This is a genomic window from Nocardioides sp. SYSU D00065 (assembly GCF_017916425.1).
Taxonomy (GTDB): domain Bacteria; phylum Actinomycetota; class Actinomycetes; order Propionibacteriales; family Nocardioidaceae; genus Nocardioides.
Genome location: NZ_JAFMSX010000001.1, coordinates 258960 through 275531 on the forward strand (window position 1 = coordinate 258960; position 16572 = coordinate 275531).

Annotated in this window: 12 protein-coding genes and 1 tRNA gene; 5 read left to right on the forward strand and 8 right to left on the reverse strand. The window is 72.7% G+C overall.

What is annotated here, in order from left to right:
* The first annotated feature begins 39 nt into the window (after positions 1 to 39).
* The 4 genes from J3P41_RS01300 (at position 40) to J3P41_RS01315 (ending at position 7731) form a co-directional block, all read left to right on the forward strand.
* Positions 40 to 1599 (forward strand): DNA polymerase Y family protein, encoded by a 1560-nt coding sequence (locus tag J3P41_RS01300; protein ID WP_210649673.1) that lies wholly within the window; start codon positions 40 to 42, stop codon positions 1597 to 1599.
* A 30-nt stretch (positions 1600 to 1629) separates the two neighbouring features.
* A complete protein-coding gene (locus tag J3P41_RS01305) occupies positions 1630 to 5025 on the forward strand; it encodes an error-prone DNA polymerase (protein WP_210443412.1) in 3396 nt (1131 codons plus the stop codon).
* 109 nt (positions 5026 to 5134) lie between these two features.
* Complete coding sequence (locus J3P41_RS01310; RefSeq protein ID WP_210443413.1) at positions 5135 to 7042, forward strand: hypothetical protein; 1908 nt, start codon at positions 5135 to 5137, stop codon at positions 7040 to 7042.
* A gap of 101 nt (positions 7043 to 7143) precedes the next feature.
* Positions 7144 to 7731: a TetR/AcrR family transcriptional regulator gene (locus J3P41_RS01315; RefSeq protein WP_210443414.1), complete on the forward strand. Its 588-nt coding sequence runs from the start codon at positions 7144 to 7146 to the stop codon at positions 7729 to 7731.
* 25 nt (positions 7732 to 7756) lie between these two features.
* Here J3P41_RS01315 and J3P41_RS01320 read toward each other — a convergent pair whose 3' ends face one another.
* The 3 genes from J3P41_RS01320 to J3P41_RS01330 form a co-directional block, all read right to left on the reverse strand.
* On the reverse strand, positions 7757 to 8476 hold the full coding sequence (locus tag J3P41_RS01320; RefSeq protein WP_307861773.1) for an SDR family oxidoreductase: 720 nt from the start codon (positions 8474 to 8476) through the stop codon (positions 7757 to 7759).
* Positions 8477 to 8973: 497 nt separating this feature from the next.
* Positions 8974 to 9045 (reverse strand) — tRNA-Val (locus J3P41_RS01325).
* A gap of 60 nt (positions 9046 to 9105) precedes the next feature.
* Entirely contained in the window at positions 9106 to 9588 is a 483-nt protein-coding gene (locus tag J3P41_RS01330; protein ID WP_210443415.1) for a PGPGW domain-containing protein, read from the reverse strand.
* A 203-nt stretch (positions 9589 to 9791) separates the two neighbouring features.
* On the opposite strand from J3P41_RS01330, the gene J3P41_RS01335 reads away from it, so the two are divergent.
* Positions 9792 to 10226, forward strand: a complete 435-nt coding sequence (locus J3P41_RS01335) for an SsgA family sporulation/cell division regulator (protein ID WP_210443416.1) — start codon at positions 9792 to 9794, stop codon at positions 10224 to 10226.
* Positions 10227 to 10262: 36 nt separating this feature from the next.
* Here J3P41_RS01335 and J3P41_RS01340 read toward each other — a convergent pair whose 3' ends face one another.
* The 5 genes from J3P41_RS01340 to J3P41_RS01360 form a co-directional block, all read right to left on the reverse strand.
* Entirely contained in the window at positions 10263 to 12080 is a 1818-nt protein-coding gene (locus J3P41_RS01340) for an ABC transporter ATP-binding protein (protein WP_210443417.1), read from the reverse strand.
* Entirely contained in the window at positions 12077 to 13936 is a 1860-nt protein-coding gene (locus tag J3P41_RS01345) for an ABC transporter ATP-binding protein (RefSeq protein WP_210443418.1), read from the reverse strand. Before J3P41_RS01345 ends, J3P41_RS01340 begins: the two co-directional genes overlap by 4 nt.
* 124 nt (positions 13937 to 14060) lie before the next feature.
* Positions 14061 to 14795 (reverse strand): amino acid ABC transporter ATP-binding protein, encoded by a 735-nt coding sequence (locus J3P41_RS01350; protein ID WP_307861774.1) that lies wholly within the window; start codon positions 14793 to 14795, stop codon positions 14061 to 14063.
* On the reverse strand, positions 14792 to 15667 hold the full coding sequence (locus tag J3P41_RS01355) for an amino acid ABC transporter permease (protein ID WP_210443419.1): 876 nt from the start codon (positions 15665 to 15667) through the stop codon (positions 14792 to 14794). Before J3P41_RS01355 ends, J3P41_RS01350 begins: the two co-directional genes overlap by 4 nt.
* Positions 15667 to 16572 carry an ABC transporter substrate-binding protein gene (locus tag J3P41_RS01360; RefSeq protein ID WP_210443420.1) on the reverse strand — a complete coding sequence of 302 codons (906 nt, stop codon included), beginning with the start codon at positions 16570 to 16572 and terminating at the stop codon, positions 15667 to 15669. The genes J3P41_RS01355 and J3P41_RS01360 overlap by 1 nt, the downstream gene beginning before the upstream one ends.

Sequence of the window (16572 nt, forward strand, 5' to 3'; positions counted from 1 at the left end):
TGGGGGGGACGAGGGCACGGTGAGCCGCCGGTGAGGGTCATGGTGGTCTGGTGCCCGGACTGGTCGGTGGTCGCCGCCCTGGAGGAGGCCGAGGCGTCACCGCGCTCCCCCGCCGCGGTGCTCAGCGCCAACGTCGTCGAGGTCTGCAACGGCCCTGCCCGGTCCGAGGGCGTACGACGCGGACAGCGCCGCCGCGACGCCGAGGCGCGTTGCCCCGGCCTGCTGGTGCTGCCCACCAACCCGGACCGCGACGCCCGCGCCTTCGAGCCGGTGCTCGCCACCGTGGAGGACCTGCGCCCGGGCGTGGCGTCGTTGCGGCCCGGGCTGCTCGCCGTCCGGGCCCCGGGCAGCTGGTACGGCACCGAGGAGGAGGCCGCCGCGACGGTGTGCCAGGCCCTCGTCGAGACGGGCGTCTGGGACGTCCGGATCGGCATCGCCGACGACCTGTTCACGGCCGAGCAGGCGGCCCGGACCGCGAAGGTGCAGTCGTGGGAGGTCGTCGCAGTCGGAGGGTCGGCGCCGTTCCTGCGCGGCCTGCCCGTGCACGTCCTCGAGGGCGACGGACCGCAGGGGCGCGAGCTGGTCAGCCTGCTGCAGCGGCTGGGCCTGCGCACCTTGGGCGACCTGGCCGACCTTCCGGGGGCGGCCGTCGAGCACCGGCTGGGGTTATACGGCGCCGAGGTCCGGCGACGCGCGCGCGGCGAGGACGCCGCGCTGTTCGGCGCGCGCACCCCGCCGCCGGAGCTCGATGCGGAGGTGGCGTTCGAGCCGCCGCTGGACTCCGTCGAGGCGATCACCTTCAGCGTGCGCACCACCGCGGAGCGGTTCGTCACGCAGCTGGCGCACCACCAGGTGGTGGCCACCGGGGTCCGCATCGAGGCCGAGGCCGAGGGCGCCGTCTGCTCGTCCCGGACCTGGCTGCATCCTCGGCACTTCTCCGCCCGTGACCTGGTCGACCGGGTGCACTGGCAGCTGCAGTCCTCGACCGTCGGCGGTTCGCTGCGCTCGGCCAAGGACTCCGGTGCGGTGCGCGCCCCGATCGACCGGGTGAGGTTCCTGCCCGAGGTGGTCGAGCCCGCGGCCGCTCACGGCGAAGCACTGTGGGGGGCGGCCTCCGACGACCTCGTCGAGCGCGGCGTCGCCCGGATCCAGGGCATGGTCGGGTTCGACGCCGTGCGCCGGCCGGTCCTGCAGGGCGGGCGCAGTCCCTCCGCCCGGCAGTCGCTGGTGCCGTGGGGCGAGCGCCCTGTCGACCTGCGCCCCCTCGACCGGCCCTGGCCGGGCCGGGTGCCGGGACCGGCCCCGGTGCGGGTGTTCGCGACGCCGCCGGCGGCCGAGGTCGTCGACGACGCCGGCCGCGAGGTCCGCGTCAGCGACCGCGGGGTGGTCACCGGCGAGCCCCGCCGCTTCCGGGTCGGGGGCGGGGTCCTGCCGTGGCAGCCGGTCACCGCTTGGGCGGGGCCGTGGCCCACTGACGAGGGCTGGTGGGCGGACGGGGTCGGCCTGAGCGCCCGCTTCCAGGTCGTCGGCGCCGACGGGCGAGCCTGGCTGCTGCTGCGCGCGCCGGACGGCTGGTCCCTGGAGGCCGGCTATGACTAGGCAGTCGGCGACGAGACCGGAGACCCGCTGATGGGCTGGAACAACCCCGCGATGCGGTGGAAGGAGCTCGAGCGCCGGCTGAGCGGCCTGCCCGGGGCCGACGACGCGCCGGTGTCGCGCCGCAAGCGGAGCGCCACCACGGCGCGACCGATCGCTCGCCCGGACGCGGTGACGCCGTACGCCGAGCTCCACGCCCACAGCCACTTCAGCTTCCTCGACGGGGCCAGCTCCCCTGCCGAGCTGGTCGAGGAAGCGGTGCGCCTGGGCCTGCACGCGCTCGCGGTCACCGACCACGACGGGTTCTACGGCGCCCCGATGCTGGCCGAGGCCGCGGCGGCCTACGACCTGCCCACCGTCTTCGGCGCCGAGCTGTCCCTGGGGCTGACCGCGCCCCAGAACGGGGTGCCGGACCCGGAGGGAAGCCACCTGCTGGTGCTGGCGAGGGGCGTGGAGGGCTATCACCGGCTCGCCGCGGCGATGACCGATGCGCACCTCAGAGGGAACGAGAAGGGGCGTCCGGTCTACGACCTCGACGAGCTGGGTGAGCGCGGACGCGGTCACTGGGTGGTGCTCACGGGCTGTCGCAAGGGTGCGGTCCAGCAGGCGCTGGCCCGCGGAGGCCCGGGCGCGGCGAGCGAGGCACTCGACCGGTTGACGTCGGTGTTCGGGCTCGAGCACGTCCTCGTCGAGCTGTCCCCGCGCCCCGGCGCCGACGCGACCAACGCCGCGCTGGCTCGACTCGCGGGCGACCACGACCTCGACGTGGTGGCGGCCGGCAACGTGCACCACGCCACCCCGCACGGACGCCGGCTCGCCTCGGCGATGGCTGCGGTGCGCGCGCGCCGCAGCCTCGCCGAGCTCGACGGCTGGCTCGACCTGTCGGGCTCGGCCCACCTGCGCAGCGGTGCGGAGACAGCCGCCGCGCTGGCGGCGTACCCCACGGCCGTCGCGCGCAGCGTCTCGCTGGCCGACGAGCTGGCCTTCGACCTGCGCAAGGCCTCGCCCGCACTGCCGAAGCAGCAGATCCCGGAGGGACACACCGCCGACTCGTGGCTGCGGGTGCTCGCCGAGCGCGGCTTCGAGGAACGCTACGGGGGCGTGCCGCACGAGCGTGAGGCGCGCGAGCGTCTCGAGCACGAGCTGCGCGTCATCGCCGAGAAGGACTTCGCCGGCTACTTCGTCATCGTCCACGACATCGTCGCCTTCGCGCGACGGAGCGGGATCCTGTGCCAGGGGCGCGGCTCGGCGGCCAGCTCGGCGGTCTGCTACGCCCTCGGCATCACCGCCGTCGACGCCGTCTTCTACCGGCTGCCGTTCGAGCGCTTCATCTCCGCCCACCGCGACGAGGAGCCCGACATCGACGTCGACTTCGACTCCGACCGGCGTGAGGAGGTGATCCAGTGGGTCTACGACACCTACGGACGCCGCAACGCCGCCCAGGTGGCCAACGTCATCTCCTACCGGCCGCGGATGGCGGTGCGCGACGCCGCCAAGGCGCTCGGCTACTCCCCCGGGCAGCAGGACGCCTGGTCCAAGCAGATCGACGGCTGGACGTCCGTGGTGGCCGGCGACATGGGCGACGCGGCCGCCCACGACGTCCCCGCGCCGGTGGTGGCGCTGGCCGAAGAGCTGTTGGGGGCTCCCCGACACCTGGGCATCCACTCCGGCGGCATGGTCCTCACCGAGCGGCCGGTCGGTGAGGTCTGCCCCATCGAGCGGGCCCGGATGGACCAGCGCACCGTGCTGCAGTGGGACAAGGACGCCTGCGAGTCGATGGGGCTGGTCAAGTTCGACCTGCTCGGCCTCGGCATGCTCGGCGCGCTGGACCACATGATGCGGCTGGTCGACGACCACCTGGGCGAGCGGTGGGACCTCGCGACGATGCCCAAGGAGGAGCCGGCCGTCTACGACATGCTGTGCCGCGCCGACTCGATCGGGGTGTTCCAGGTCGAGAGCCGTGCCCAGATCGGCACCCTCCCGCGACTGCGACCGCGCGAGTTCTACGACCTGGCCATCGAGATCGCCCTCATCCGCCCAGGCCCGATCCAGGGCGGGGCCGTGCACCCCTACGTGCGTCGCGCCACCGGGCAGGAGCCGGTGACCTACGACCACCCGGAGCTGGTGCCGGTCCTGGAGCGCACCAAGGGGGTGCCGCTCTTCCAGGAGCAGCTGATGGCGATGGCCGTCACCCTGGGCGACTGCAGTCGCGACGACGCCGACCTGCTGCGCCGCGCGATGGGCTCCAAGCGCGGCGTCGAGCGCATCGAGTCGGTCAAGCAGAAGCTCTACGCCGGCATGCGACGACGGGGCATCACCGGCGAGCTGGCGGACTCGATCTACGTCAAGATCCTGTCCTTCGCCAACTTCGGCTTCGCCGAGTCGCACGCCCTCTCCTTCGCGCTGCTGGTCTACGCCTCCTCCTGGTTCAAGCTGCACTACCCGGCGGCGTTCCTGGCCGGGCTGCTGCGCAACCAGCCGATGGGGTTCTACTCACCGCAGTCGCTGGTCGGCGACGCGCGGCGCCACGGGGTCGACGTACGCCGTCCCGACGTCACCCGGTCCGCCGCGCAGGCCGAGCTGGAGGCGGTGGTGACCGGCCCCGTCGCGGCCACGGGACTGGACGCCTGCTGTCGGCCCCGGTTCGCCCGCACCGAGTGGGTGCCCGGGACACCCGACCCCGTCCCGGCACACCGGCGCGACGGGGCGCTCGCGGTCAGGCTCGGGCTCGACTCGGTGCGCGGCATCGGCCTCGACGTGGCGCGCCGCATCGTCGCCGCCCGCGACGAGGCGCCGTTCACCGGGGTCACCGACCTGTCCCGCCGCGCCCGCCTGGTCCCGGCCCAGCTCGAGGCGCTGGCCACCGCCGGCGCGTTCGACGCGTGGGGGCTGGATCGCCGCGAGGCGCTGTGGGCGGCCGGCTTCGCGGAGAGCAGCGAGCACCTCCCCGGCACGACGCCGGCCCCGGCGGCGCCGCCGCTGCCCCGGATGAGCGAGCCGGAGGTCACACTTGCGGACCTCTGGTCGACGGGCGTCTCGCCGCAGCGGCATCCGCTCGAGCACCTGCGCGACGACCTGCGTCGCGCCGGAGTCCGCTCGGTCGCCGAGCTCGCGACCACCGACAGCGGCCGGCGCGTCCACGTCGGCGGGCTCGTCACCCACCGTCAGCGACCGGGGACCGCCGGCGGCGTCACCTTCCTCAACCTCGAGGACGAGACCGGCATGCTCAACGTGGTGTGCTCGGTCGGGGTGATGCGAGCCCACCGGCAGGCCGCCCGCAACCGCGTCGCCGTGGTGGTCCGCGGCAGGCTCGAGCGCAACGAGGGGGTCACCAACCTCGTCGCCGACCGCGTCGAGGGCCTCGACGTCGTCGTCCCCGGCGCGGGCGCGGTGCTGCAGGCGCACGCCTCGTCGCGCGACTTCCGGTGAGGCGCCGCTGCTCGGCCTGCGGAGACCGGCAAGCAGGTCGCAAGCCGCGGCCAAGGGCGCCCGCCCAGACTCCTCCTGCCCGGCCCGAGCCGGACACAGGAGGAGACAGATGTACCTGAGAAGCCTGGCGAGACGAGCCGCGACGCTCGCCGCCGCGACCGTGACCGTGCTGGGTGTCACCAGCGTCGTCACCGCACCCGCCCACGCCGGCCAGGTCGGCGTCACCATCTCGATCACCGGCGCCGGCTCGGTGCGCGTCGTCGAGGGGACGGTCGCCGACGGCGCCTCCGACACGTGCGACGCGTCCGAGAACGTCGCCGACCCCGCCGCGACCAAGACCTGTTCGCGCATCCGCAGCGAGGCCGCCTTCGAGGCGTGGCTGTGGTTGCGACCCGTTCCGCACCGCGACGCGAGCGGCAGCTGGAGGATCTCCGGGAGCGGCTGGCAGGGCTGCGACGCGACGCGCGTCAACGCGCAGGTGACGGAGTGCGGCGTGCACTCCGGCGCCTTCAGCAGCGACGAGCGGTTCCCCTCGATCAAGTTCTACGACTCCATCGCGCCCTGGCTGCTGGGCTTCCACGCCGCCGCGTCCACCACCAAGGACCGGACGGCCGTCGTCGACTTCGTGGCCGACGAGCCGACGAACGCGTACTGCCGGTTCGACGGAGGGCAGTTCAACCCGTGCACGACGCCGTTCGAGCACACCTTCGCCACCGACGGCGAGCACAAGATCGAGGTCCAGCCCGTCGACCTCTCCGGCAACGCGGGCCAGATCCACTCCCGGACGGTCACCCTCGCCGACGCCGTCATCGAGCAGGCTCCCCCGGCGGTCTCCAGCAGCAGCACCGCCACCTTCGCGTTCAGCACGCGCGGTGGCACCTCGTTCCAGTGTCGAGTCGACGACTCCCCGGCCACCCGCTGCGGCGACGGCCCCCGGGCGACCCACACGGTGACCGGCCTGCGCGACGGCACGCACACGCTCTCCGTCTGGGCCAACGGCGACCCCGTGCCGGCCGCTCACACGTGGACCGTCGACACCGTCGCACCCGACACCACCATTCTGAACGCGTTCACCCCGGGCAGGCGGGCGACCTTCGACGTCACCTCCCTGGGCTCGACGTCACTCGAGTGCCGGCTGACCAAGGACGGCGCAGCCGGCAGTTGGACGGCCTGCGCCGGACCGGTCGTCTTCCTCGACTTGGCCGACGGCACGTACACCGTCGAGATCCGCGGCAAGGACGCCGCCGGCAACGTCGACGCCACCCCGGCCTCCCACACCTGGACCGTCGACACGGTGCCCGACGAGCCCGGACCCCCCGGCCCGGACACCCCCGGCCCGGACACCCCCGGCCCGGACGCCCCCGGACCTTGGGACCCCCAGACCCCGACGCCCGGCCCCGCGCTCGACACCACGGCTCCGGACACCGTCCTGACCTCGGCCCCGGCCGAAGCAGCGTTCGTGCTCACCGACCGCACCGCCCTGGGCTGGTCCTCCAGCGAGCCCGCCGGATCCTGGTCCTGCACGCTCGACGGCGCACCGCACACCTGCTCCAGCGCCACGACCGAGCTCGTCGGGCTCACCCCCGGCACCCACCGGTTCACCGTCGCGGCCGTCGACGCAGCCGGCAACCGCGACGCCACGCCGGCCGCCCGGTCCTGGACCGTGCCCTCGCCCAGCGCCGCGCTCAAGCACGGCAAGGGCTGGAAGCAGAAGCGCTCGACCAAGGCCTACGGCGGTTCGTACGCCGTCTCGTCCCGCCGCGGCTCCGTGCTGTCCACCCGGGTGCGCGGCGCCCGATCCATCGCGCTGGTCGCGACGACCGCCCGCCGCCACGGCAGCGTCAAGGTCTACGTCGGCAAGAAGCTGCTCCGCACGGTGCGCCTCGCCGCCCGCAGGACCAGCACCCGGCAGATCCTGCCCGTCGCCACCCTGCCCGCACCGTGGACCGGGAAGATCCGCATCGTGGTCGCCGGCGCCGGCCAGGTCCGCATCGAGGGCCTGGGGGTCGCCAGCTGACGAGAGCCACCTCGGCGCGACACGAGGCCCCCTCCCGACCGGGAGGGGGCCTCTGCCTGCCAGCGAGGATTGCATAGCGAGCGTTACGTTATGCTGGCGACATGGCTGGCCGACCCCGGAGCTTCGATCGCGACGTCGCCCTCGCCACCGCTGTCGAGCAGTTCTGGCGCCACGGCTACGAGGAGACGTCCGTCGCGTCGCTGACCGCGGCGATGGGCGTGTCGCCCCCGAGCCTCTACGCCGCCTTCGGCGACAAGCACCGCCTGTTCGAGGAGGCCTCCGCGACGTACTTCCGCAGCACGTGCGAGGCGGTCGACCGGGCGCTGGAGCTGCCGACGGCTCGCGACGCCGTCGCGCGCATCCTCGACGACGCTGCTCGCGCCCACACCCGCGCCGGCACCCCCTCGGGCTGCCTGATGCTCACCGAGCCGCGGCTCGCCGCCCAGCGCGACGAGCTGCGTCGACGGATCCAGGACCGGCTCGAACGCGCCGTGGAGGACGGCGACCTCCCGCCCGGCACCCGGACCGACCACCTGTCCGCCTTCCTCGTCGCCGTTCTGCGCGGCATGTCCGGCTGTGCGCGCGACGGCGGCAGCACCGAGGACGTCCTGGCGATCGCCCACACTGCGATGGCGGCACTCCCCTCCTCGCCCGGCGCGGAGTGCGACGACGCCTCCGCTCCCCGCTGAGGGCCTCGCAGCAGGACTCCCCTGCTCAGGCGGCGCCGAGGGCGGCGAAGAGGCGGTCGTACCGCTCCTTCGGGTCGAGCGAGAGCCCGGACTTCACGAGCCTCGCCCACTCGTCGGCCAGCACCTCCTGCGCCCCCGACTCGATCGCATCGAGACCCGCACCGGCCAGGTCCGCCGGAGCGAGCTTCGGCGCCGCGAGGCCCTTGGCCATGTCGGTGTCGACCAGGCCCATGTGCACGCCGACCACGTGGGTCCCCTGCGCGGCGAGCTCGAGACGGGTGCTGTCGGTCAACATCCACGCCGCCGCCTTCGACGCGGCGTAGGCGCCCGCGCCGGGGGTCGCGAACCAGGACAGCGCCGAGATGACGTTGAGGATGGCACCGCCACCGTTGGCGCGCAGCACGGGGGCGAACGCGCGGATCATCAGCAACGGCCCGTAGAAGTTCGTGTCCATCTCCTGCCGGATGGCCGCCTCGTCCCCGGTCACCAGGCCGCTGCCGGTGGAGATCCCGGCGTTGTTGATGAGCACCTGCACGTCGCCCGCGACGCGTGCCGCGGCCTCGACCTGCGCGGCATCGGTGACGTCGAGCTGGATCGGCTCGACGCCGTCGGCCTCGATCGAGCCGGCATCCCGGGCGGCTGCGTAGATCTTCGCCGCCCCTCGATCTGCGAGCAGCCTGACGAACTCCGCGCCGATGCCTCGGTTCGCCCCGGTCACGAGCACGACCGCACCCTTCAGCTCCACGATGACTCCAATCCGTAACGTTCACTATTGAATAGCTGGGACCGTACCACAATTCGTAGTGACCGCTACGTTATGTGTCGGCTGCCTCCTGGGCCGTCACGAGCCGCAGCGCCGGTGTGGCATCCTCCAGCACCATGCAGCGGGAGGGCCTTCGTCGGCGCGTCCTCGCTCCTGCTCGTCCGTCGTCCCTCGTCGCGGCGGGCACGGCGCTGGGGGCGTGGTGGCACGCACGCGGGCCGGCCGTGCGAGACGCGGCCCTGGCGGGGTCGATGGCCGTCGTCGGCTCGAGATGTTCGTCGGTCTTCATGGCGCCCTCCGGGTGTCGTGGCGCCGCCGTGCGCGGGCGCTCATCGATCACGCTACGAACGCGCGGCGCCGCGCGAATCACCATCGAGAGGACGATTCGCGGTAGTCCGCGCGGGGGATGCAGGTGCCGAGCTGGGGACGCGAAACAGCCCCCGACTCGCATCTCTGCAGGTCAGGGGCTGTGTCTCGGGTGGGCGATACTGGGTTCGAACCAGTGACCTCTTCGGTGTGAACGAAGCGCGCTACCACTGCGCCAATCGCCCGGGCTCGTCAGAACGTTATCCCATCCGACGCCGCGAGCATGAATCGGGTCTCGTCCCCGACTACCCGTCGCGGCCTGTGTCCGCCGAGTCGATGTCGCGGCGCAGGGCTGCGACGGCCTGCGGCTTGCCGTGGAAGCGCCGGTAGCTGTAGACGATCAGGGCGACCGCGATGAGCGCCGAGGCGATCTGGGTCACGCCCGTCCAGATGCCGCCTGGCAGCCACCACGTGTCGGACAACGGCCACCAGCCGGGGGCGGGTGGCTTGAGGATCCACAGCACGCCGCAGCCGGCGAGGACCAGCGCCCCGAGGCAGGAGGCGATGATCCGCGGCCAGGTCTCGACACCTTCGGCCGCCCCGCGCAGCGCCCTGAGGCGGACCGGCTCGACGCGGCGCTCCGCCCAGTCGTACTGCTGCGACAGCAGCGCCAGACCGGCGAAGATCCCGAGCAGGCCCGGCCCCGGCAGGAAGATCGCGGCCAGCCCGAGGAGCAGCAGCAACCACCCCAGACCCTCGAGCACGATGCGCTTGGCTGCCCCCGTCATGGGGAGAACCTAGCGGGGCCACCACAACGCAGCGCGCAGGAACGGCGGCATTACCGTCAAGTACGTCAGGAGTCACACTCAAGGCGCGGTCTGGACCGCTGACAGTGTTCTTTCGCCGTTTCGCATCATGAAGGGCTCCCGATGGCGTCTCATGAACAACTGCAGCCCCGGGGGACCCCCCGGGAGACCTCAAGGAGTCCTCGATGAACACGTCCGGTAGCGGGCACACCCTGTCCGACGTCGCGTTGGACATCACCGTCGAGTGCATGGACGAGCGCGGCATCCGCCACGAGATCGACTGCGTCCTGGGTTATCGCAGCTCCGACCCGTTCGCCGTGGCGATGACCTTCATCACCGGCGACGGCAACCTGGTGTGGACCTTCGGCCGCGACCTGCTGGCGCGCGGCGCCGAGGTGCCGACGGGCGAGGGCGACGTGCATGTCTCGCCCGCGATCGGCCTCAGCGGCCGCGCCATGGTGAGCATCGAGCTCAGCTCCCCCGACGGCCACCTGGTGCTGCTGGCACGTGCGTGCGACGTCGACGCCTTCATCGCCCGTACGCTCGCGCTGGTCCCGTCCGGCAGGGAGTCCGACTTCTTCGACGCCGACCTGCTCATCAGCCAGGTCCTCGCGTCCTGAGCCGCTCGACCGACAGCGAGATGGACGGGGCGCGGCTCAGCTGTGGGAGTGCTGGGCCACCCAGCTGGCGTGCAGGCCGGCGTAGACGCTGCCGGGCTGGCTGACGAGCTCGGCGTGCGGTCCGCGCTGCACGACCCGGCCCTTGTCGACCACGATGACCTCGTCGGCACTCTCGGCCGTGGACAGCCGGTGGGCGATCGTCACCGAGGTGCGGGACTGCATGAGCCGCTCGAGCGCCCGACCGATCTGCATCTCCAGGGCGGGGTCGACCGCGCTGGTGGCCTCGTCGAGGACCAGCAGGTCGGGATCGGCCAGGTGGGCGCGCAGCAGCGCCACCAGCTGGCGCTCGCCCGCTGACAGCGACTCGCCGCGCTGACCGACCTCGGTGTGCAGGCCCCGCGGCAGCCCGTCGAGCCAGTCGTCGATCCCGAGCTGGGCCGCGGACTCCCGGATCTCGTCCTCGGTCGCGTCGAGCTTGCCGTAGCGCACGTTCGCGGCGATCGTGTCGTCGAAGAGGAAGCCCTCCTGCGGCACCAGCACGACGCTGCGCCGCAGCGAGCGCGCGTCGATGCGGCGCACGTCGACGCCGTCGAGCAGCACCGCACCCTCGACGGGGTCCATCAGGCGGGTGAGGAGCTTGGCGAAGGTGGACTTGCCCGACCCCGTCTCCCCCACGATCGCGACGCGCGTGCCGGCGGCGATCGCCAGGTCCACGTCGCGCAGGACCGGCGGGCCGTCGGGGTAGGCGAAGGTGACGCCGGCGAAGCGCACGTCGATGGGGCCGCGGGGCAGCTGCTCGCCCTCGGGACCCGGGTCGACGAGGTCGGCCGGCGTCTCCAGGATGCCCAGCACCCGCCGCCAGCTGGCGATGGCGTTCTGGGCGTCGGTGAGGATCTGCGTGCCCATCTGCACCGGGCCGACGAACAGGGTGACGAGGAAGGCGAACGCGAGCACCTTGCCCGGCGTCATGTCCCCGGTGAATCCCAGCAGCACGCCGACGACGATCACCCCGGCGTTGGCCAGGCCGGCGGAGATGCCACCGAGGGAGAACGAGGTCACGGTGTAGGTCTGGGCGTGCGTGTAGGCGTTCTGCCAGTCCTGGATGGCGGTGTCGATGCGCGCCTGGGTCCGGTCCTCCACGCCGTACGAGCGCACCACCGCGGCACCGACGACCGGCTCGGAGATCGCGCCGAGGAGCACCCCCACCTGGTGGCGGACGACGGTGTAGGCGGCGGAGAGCTTCTTCTGGAACCAGCGGATGGACAAGAAGAGGGGCGCGAAGCACAGCCACACCACGGCGGCCAGCTGCCAGCTGTAGACGAGCATGACGATCGTGGCGACCAGCACCTGGCCGACACTGACCACGAAGATCAGGCCACCGAAGACGAGGAACTGGCTGACCTGGTCGACGTCGCTCGTCACGCGCGAGACGAGCGCGCCGCGACGCTCGGTGTTCTGGGTGAGCAGCGGCAGGTCGTGGACGTGGCGGAAGGCCTTGGTGCGCAGCGTCGCGAGACCCCGCTCGGAGGTGGCGAAGAGCCGACTGGTCATCGCGTAAGAGGCCAGGCTGGTCACGGCGATCGCCACGGCCGCCAGCACGCCCATCCAGGCCACGAAGTCCAGGCGCGGGCCGCCGGGGGCCGCGAGGCCCCGGTCGAGGGTCTGCTGGACGGCGATCGGCACCACGATCTGCCCGCAGGAGGCGAGGACTGCCAGGAGCAGGGTCACCCGGAAGCCCTCGCGCAGCTCGGGTGAGTACTTCATCCCCAGACGCAGCGTGGCGAGGGCACCGATGTCCTCGCCCGTGTCCATCCGGGTCCCGGATGCGGCGGTGGACTCCGTGGTCGTGCTCATTCGCGGCTCCCGGCCGGGTCGGCCGCCGGGCTCGCGGGCGGGGCGGCCTCGGCTTCGTAGGCGTTGACCAGCTGGGCGTAGGCCGGGCTGGAGTCGAGGAGCTCGGCGTGGGTGCCGCGCCCCACGATGCGGCCGCCGTCGAGGTGCACGACCTCGTCGGCCAGGGAGATGGTGGCCTTGCGGTAGGCGACGACGACCAGCGAGGCGGCACCGTCCCCGCTTGCGTCCTCGCTCCCGTCCTGGTGACCGCCGTCCCTGCGGTCGTCGCGCAGCGAGGCGAGGATGCGCGCCTCCACCTCCGGGTCGACCGCAGATGTGGCGTCGTCGAGGATCAGCAGGCGCGGGCGCCGTACGAGCGCGCGGGCCAGGGACAGCCGCTGGCGCTGCCCGCCGGACAGCGACGTGCCCCGCTCCCCCAGCCGCGTGTCGAGACCTTCGGGAAGCGCCGCGACGAACCCGTCCGCCTGCGCGGTGCGCAGCGCCGCCCAGACCTCCTCGTCGGGCACGTCGTCGCCGAGGGTGACGTTGCCACGCACCGTGTCGTCGAACATGAACGCCGTCTGCGGCACCAGGGCGACCGAGGTCGGCAGCTCGCCCTTGCGCAGGCCCCGGAGGTCGCGGCCGTCGATGCGGACCGCGCCGGCATCCGGATCGACCAACCGGGTCATCAGGCTGGTGAGGGTGCTCTTGCCGGACGCGGTCGGGCCCACCAGAGCGACCGTCCGGCCGGGGCGGACGTCGAAGTCGACGCCGCGCAGCAGGGGCGTGTCCGCGTCGTAGGAGTAGTGCAGGTCGTCGACCTGGAGCAGCGCCCCGGTGGTCGTCCGGGGCAGCTCGTCGTCGCCGTAGGACATGGTGCCCTGGGCGTCGAGCACGGCCTTGGCGCGGCGGTAGCCGACGACCGAGCGCGGGAACTCGCCGAGCAGCCAGCCGATGGCGCGGATCGGGAACGACACGATGGTGAGGAGGTAGGCGACGGTGACCACGTCGCCCGCCTCGGTCGCGCCGCTCGTCACCCGCGAGACGCCGACGGCCAGGACCACGAGGACGCCGAGGTTGGGCAGGCTGGCGAGTGCCGGGTCGAAGATCGCCCGGAACCGGCCGGCGCGGATGTTGACGTCCCGCAGCTCGCGCGCCTTGGCGCCGAACCGCTCGGTCTCCTCGACCTCGCGGCCGAGGGTCTTGACGACCATCGCGCCGTCGAAGGACTCGTGGGCGATCTCGCTGACCTCGGCCCGCAGGCCCTGGGCCCGCGTCATCAGGGGCGAGGAGTAGTGCTGGTAGAGCAGGTTGGCGACCACGACGGCGGGGAAGACCAGCAGGCCGACCAGGGCCATCACGACGTCCGCCACGAACATCTGGACGACGGCGATCACCATCATCACCACCGTGCCGAGCGCCATGGGCAGCGGCATGATGGGCGCCCAGGCCGCCTCGACGTCGGAGTAGGCGTTGGAGAGCAGCTGACCGGTCGGGTGCCGCTGGTGCCACTCCATGGGCAGGGAGAGGTATTGGCGGGTGACGCCGCGCCGCGTGTGCGACTGCATGCGGTAGTACATGATGCCGCCACCGAGGCGCCGGGCCACGATGCCGACGGCCCTCAGGATGGCCACGCCCAGGAAGAGGGCGACCACCCACACCAGCAGCCCGGCGCTGATCTCCCCCTCGTCGAAGGCCGGGATCAGCACGTGCTGCGTGGACCATCCCAGCACCCACGCGTCGGCCACGGTGAGCACGCCGAACAGCACCGCGCCGAGGGTGGCCACGATGAACACGCGCGGCTCGCGACGTACGCCGACCCAGAGGACCCGGAAGCCGTCGAGCGTGGTGCCTCGCTGCTCCGCGTCCTCAGTCACCGGTGTCGCCCGCCTCCTCGTCGTCCGCCGTCAGTCGTCGGTTGCCGAGAGCAACCGACCAGCCTGCTCAGGCTATTCCTCGCCACCGACGCCGGACGAATCCGCCTCGTCGCCGCAGGGATGCTCAGGCGCGGATCCGGGACAGGAACGCCCGCGTGCGCTCGTGCTGCGGGTCGCCGAGCACCTGGGCGGGCGCCCCTCGCTCGTGGATCCGGCCGTCGTGCAGGAAGCACACCTCGTCGGCCACCTCGCGCGCGAAGCCCATCTCGTGCGTGTTGAGCAGCATCGTGACGCCCTCGGCCTTGAGCTCGCCGAGCAGGTCGAGGACCTCTCCCACGAGCTCGGGGTCGAGGGCACTGGTGACCTCGTCGAGCAGCATCAGTCGCGGGTTGGCCACGAGCGCCCGCGCGATCGCGACGCGCTGCTGCTGGCCACCGGACAGGTCGTCGGGTCGCGCGCGGGCCTTGGCGGCCAGGCCGACCCGCTCGAGCATCGCCAGACCGCGCGAGCGCGCCTCGGCGGCGCCGACGCCGTGCACCAGTCGCAGCGCGAGGGTGACGTTGCCGAGCACGTCCAGGTGCGGGAAGAGGTTGTAGGCCTGGAAGACCATCCCCATCCGCGAGCGCACCTCGTCACCGTCGACCCGCGGGTCGGTGATGTCGCGCCCGTCGAAGGTGATCACGCCGTCGTCGACGACCTCGAGCAGGTTGACGCAGCGCAGCAGCGTCGACTTGCCCGACCCCGACGCGCCGATGAGGACGACGCACTGACCGGGCTCGATCGCGAGGTCGACCTGGCGCAGCACCACGTGGTCGCCGAAGGACTTGCGCACGCCCTCGACGCGCAGCAGCTCGCTCACAGATGGCCTCCAGCCCCGTGGTAGCCCTTCTTGCGGGCGTAGCGGTCGGTCAGCCGCGCCATCGGGATGGTGAGGCAGCAGAACAACACGCCCGCGACGACGTAGGGCGTGTAGTTGAAGTCGAGCGCCGTCTCGATCTGGGCCTTGCGGATCGCGTCGGTGACGCCGAGCACGGCGATGAGACCGGAGTCCTTCTGCAGCGAGACCAGGTCGTTCATCAGCGGCGGGATCACCCGCCGCCAGGCCTGCGGCAGGACGACGTGGCGCAGCGTCTGGCCGTAGGACAGTCCCAGCGCCCGGCCGGCCAGGCGTTGGCTCGGGTGGATGGACTCGATCCCGGCGCGGAAGACCTCGGCGACGTAGGCCGAGTACGACAGCACCAGCGCCGCGCCACCCCAGAACAGCGGCGACGTCGGCAGGCCCTGCAGGCTCAGCGCCGGGCCGCCGAAGCCGAGCAGGAAGATCACCAGCAGCAGCGGCAGGCCGCGGAACACGTCGACGTACGCCGTCCCGAGCAGACGCAGCGGGAAGGCGACCGGTCCCCGGAGGGTGCGGACGATGGCGACCGTGAGGCTGAGCACGAGGATCAGCACCCAGCAGACCAGCATCACCCGGATGTTGAGCCAGAGCCCGTCGAGTACCGCCGGGAAGGACGAGACGGCCTTGTCCCAGTCGAAGTAGGTCTCGCGCACCCGCTGCCAGCCCGGCGAGCTGACGACCGCGCCGCCGATCGCGCCCAGGAGCAGCAGCGTGCTGATCGCCGCGATCGCAGCGCTGCGGAGCGTGCGGCGGCGCCGCCACTCGTCGCGCTCGCGCTGGGCCGCGGAGGGCTCCCAGTGCTCAGGCGCCGGGGCGGACACCCGGTCGGTCATCAGGACAGCTCGGGCGCGCCCTGCTGGGCCAGCCACTCCTGGCTGATCTGGTCGAGGACGCCGTCCTCGCGCAGGGTGTCCACGGCGTTGGACACGCAGCCGGTGAGCGGGCTGTCCTTGGCGAGCACGGCGCCGAACTGCTCGGGCTCGCCCTCGGGCAGCGGCAGCTGCCCGACGATCACGCCGTCGTCGAGCTGCACGGCGGTCATGAAGTACGCCGTGGGCAGGTCGACGACGATGCCGTCGATCTGGCCGTTCTTGAGCGCCTGGACGGCTTGGTCGTTGGTGTCGTAGACGGCCGGCTCCTGCGAGGGCTGGATCTGCTCGGTGATCGCGGTGTAGCTCGTCGTGCCGACCTGGGCGCCGAGCTTGGCATCGGCGAGGTCGGCGATGCTGGTGGCGCCGTCGACGGCGCTGCCCTCGTTGGTGATGACGGTCTGGACGACGTCGTAGTAGCCGGAGGAGAAGTCGACGGCCTTGCGCCGGGCCTCGGTGATGGAGACCTGGTTGACGTCGAAGTCGAACTCCTTGGGGCCGGGCTGGACGACCTTGTTGAACGGGACCTTCACCCAGGTGACCTGCTCCTCGGTGTAGCCCAGCTCCTCGGCGATGGCGTACGCCACCGCTGACTCGTAGCCCCGACCGTTGGTGGGGTCGTTGTCGACGAACCACGGCTCGTAGGCCGGGTCGTCCGTGGCGATGGTCAGGGTGCCGTCGGTGACGGTCTCCAAGGCGTCGGGCGTGCACTCCTCGGCCGCCGGCGACCCGGACCCCGACGCCGAGCTGGTGTCGCTGCCGCTGTCGGCCTCGTCGGTGGGCGCGCAGGCCGAGAGGGCGATCGTGGCGGTCGCCAGCGCGGCGACGGCGAGGTGGCGCGCAGCGCGCGGCCGGGAGGTCGTCAGCAT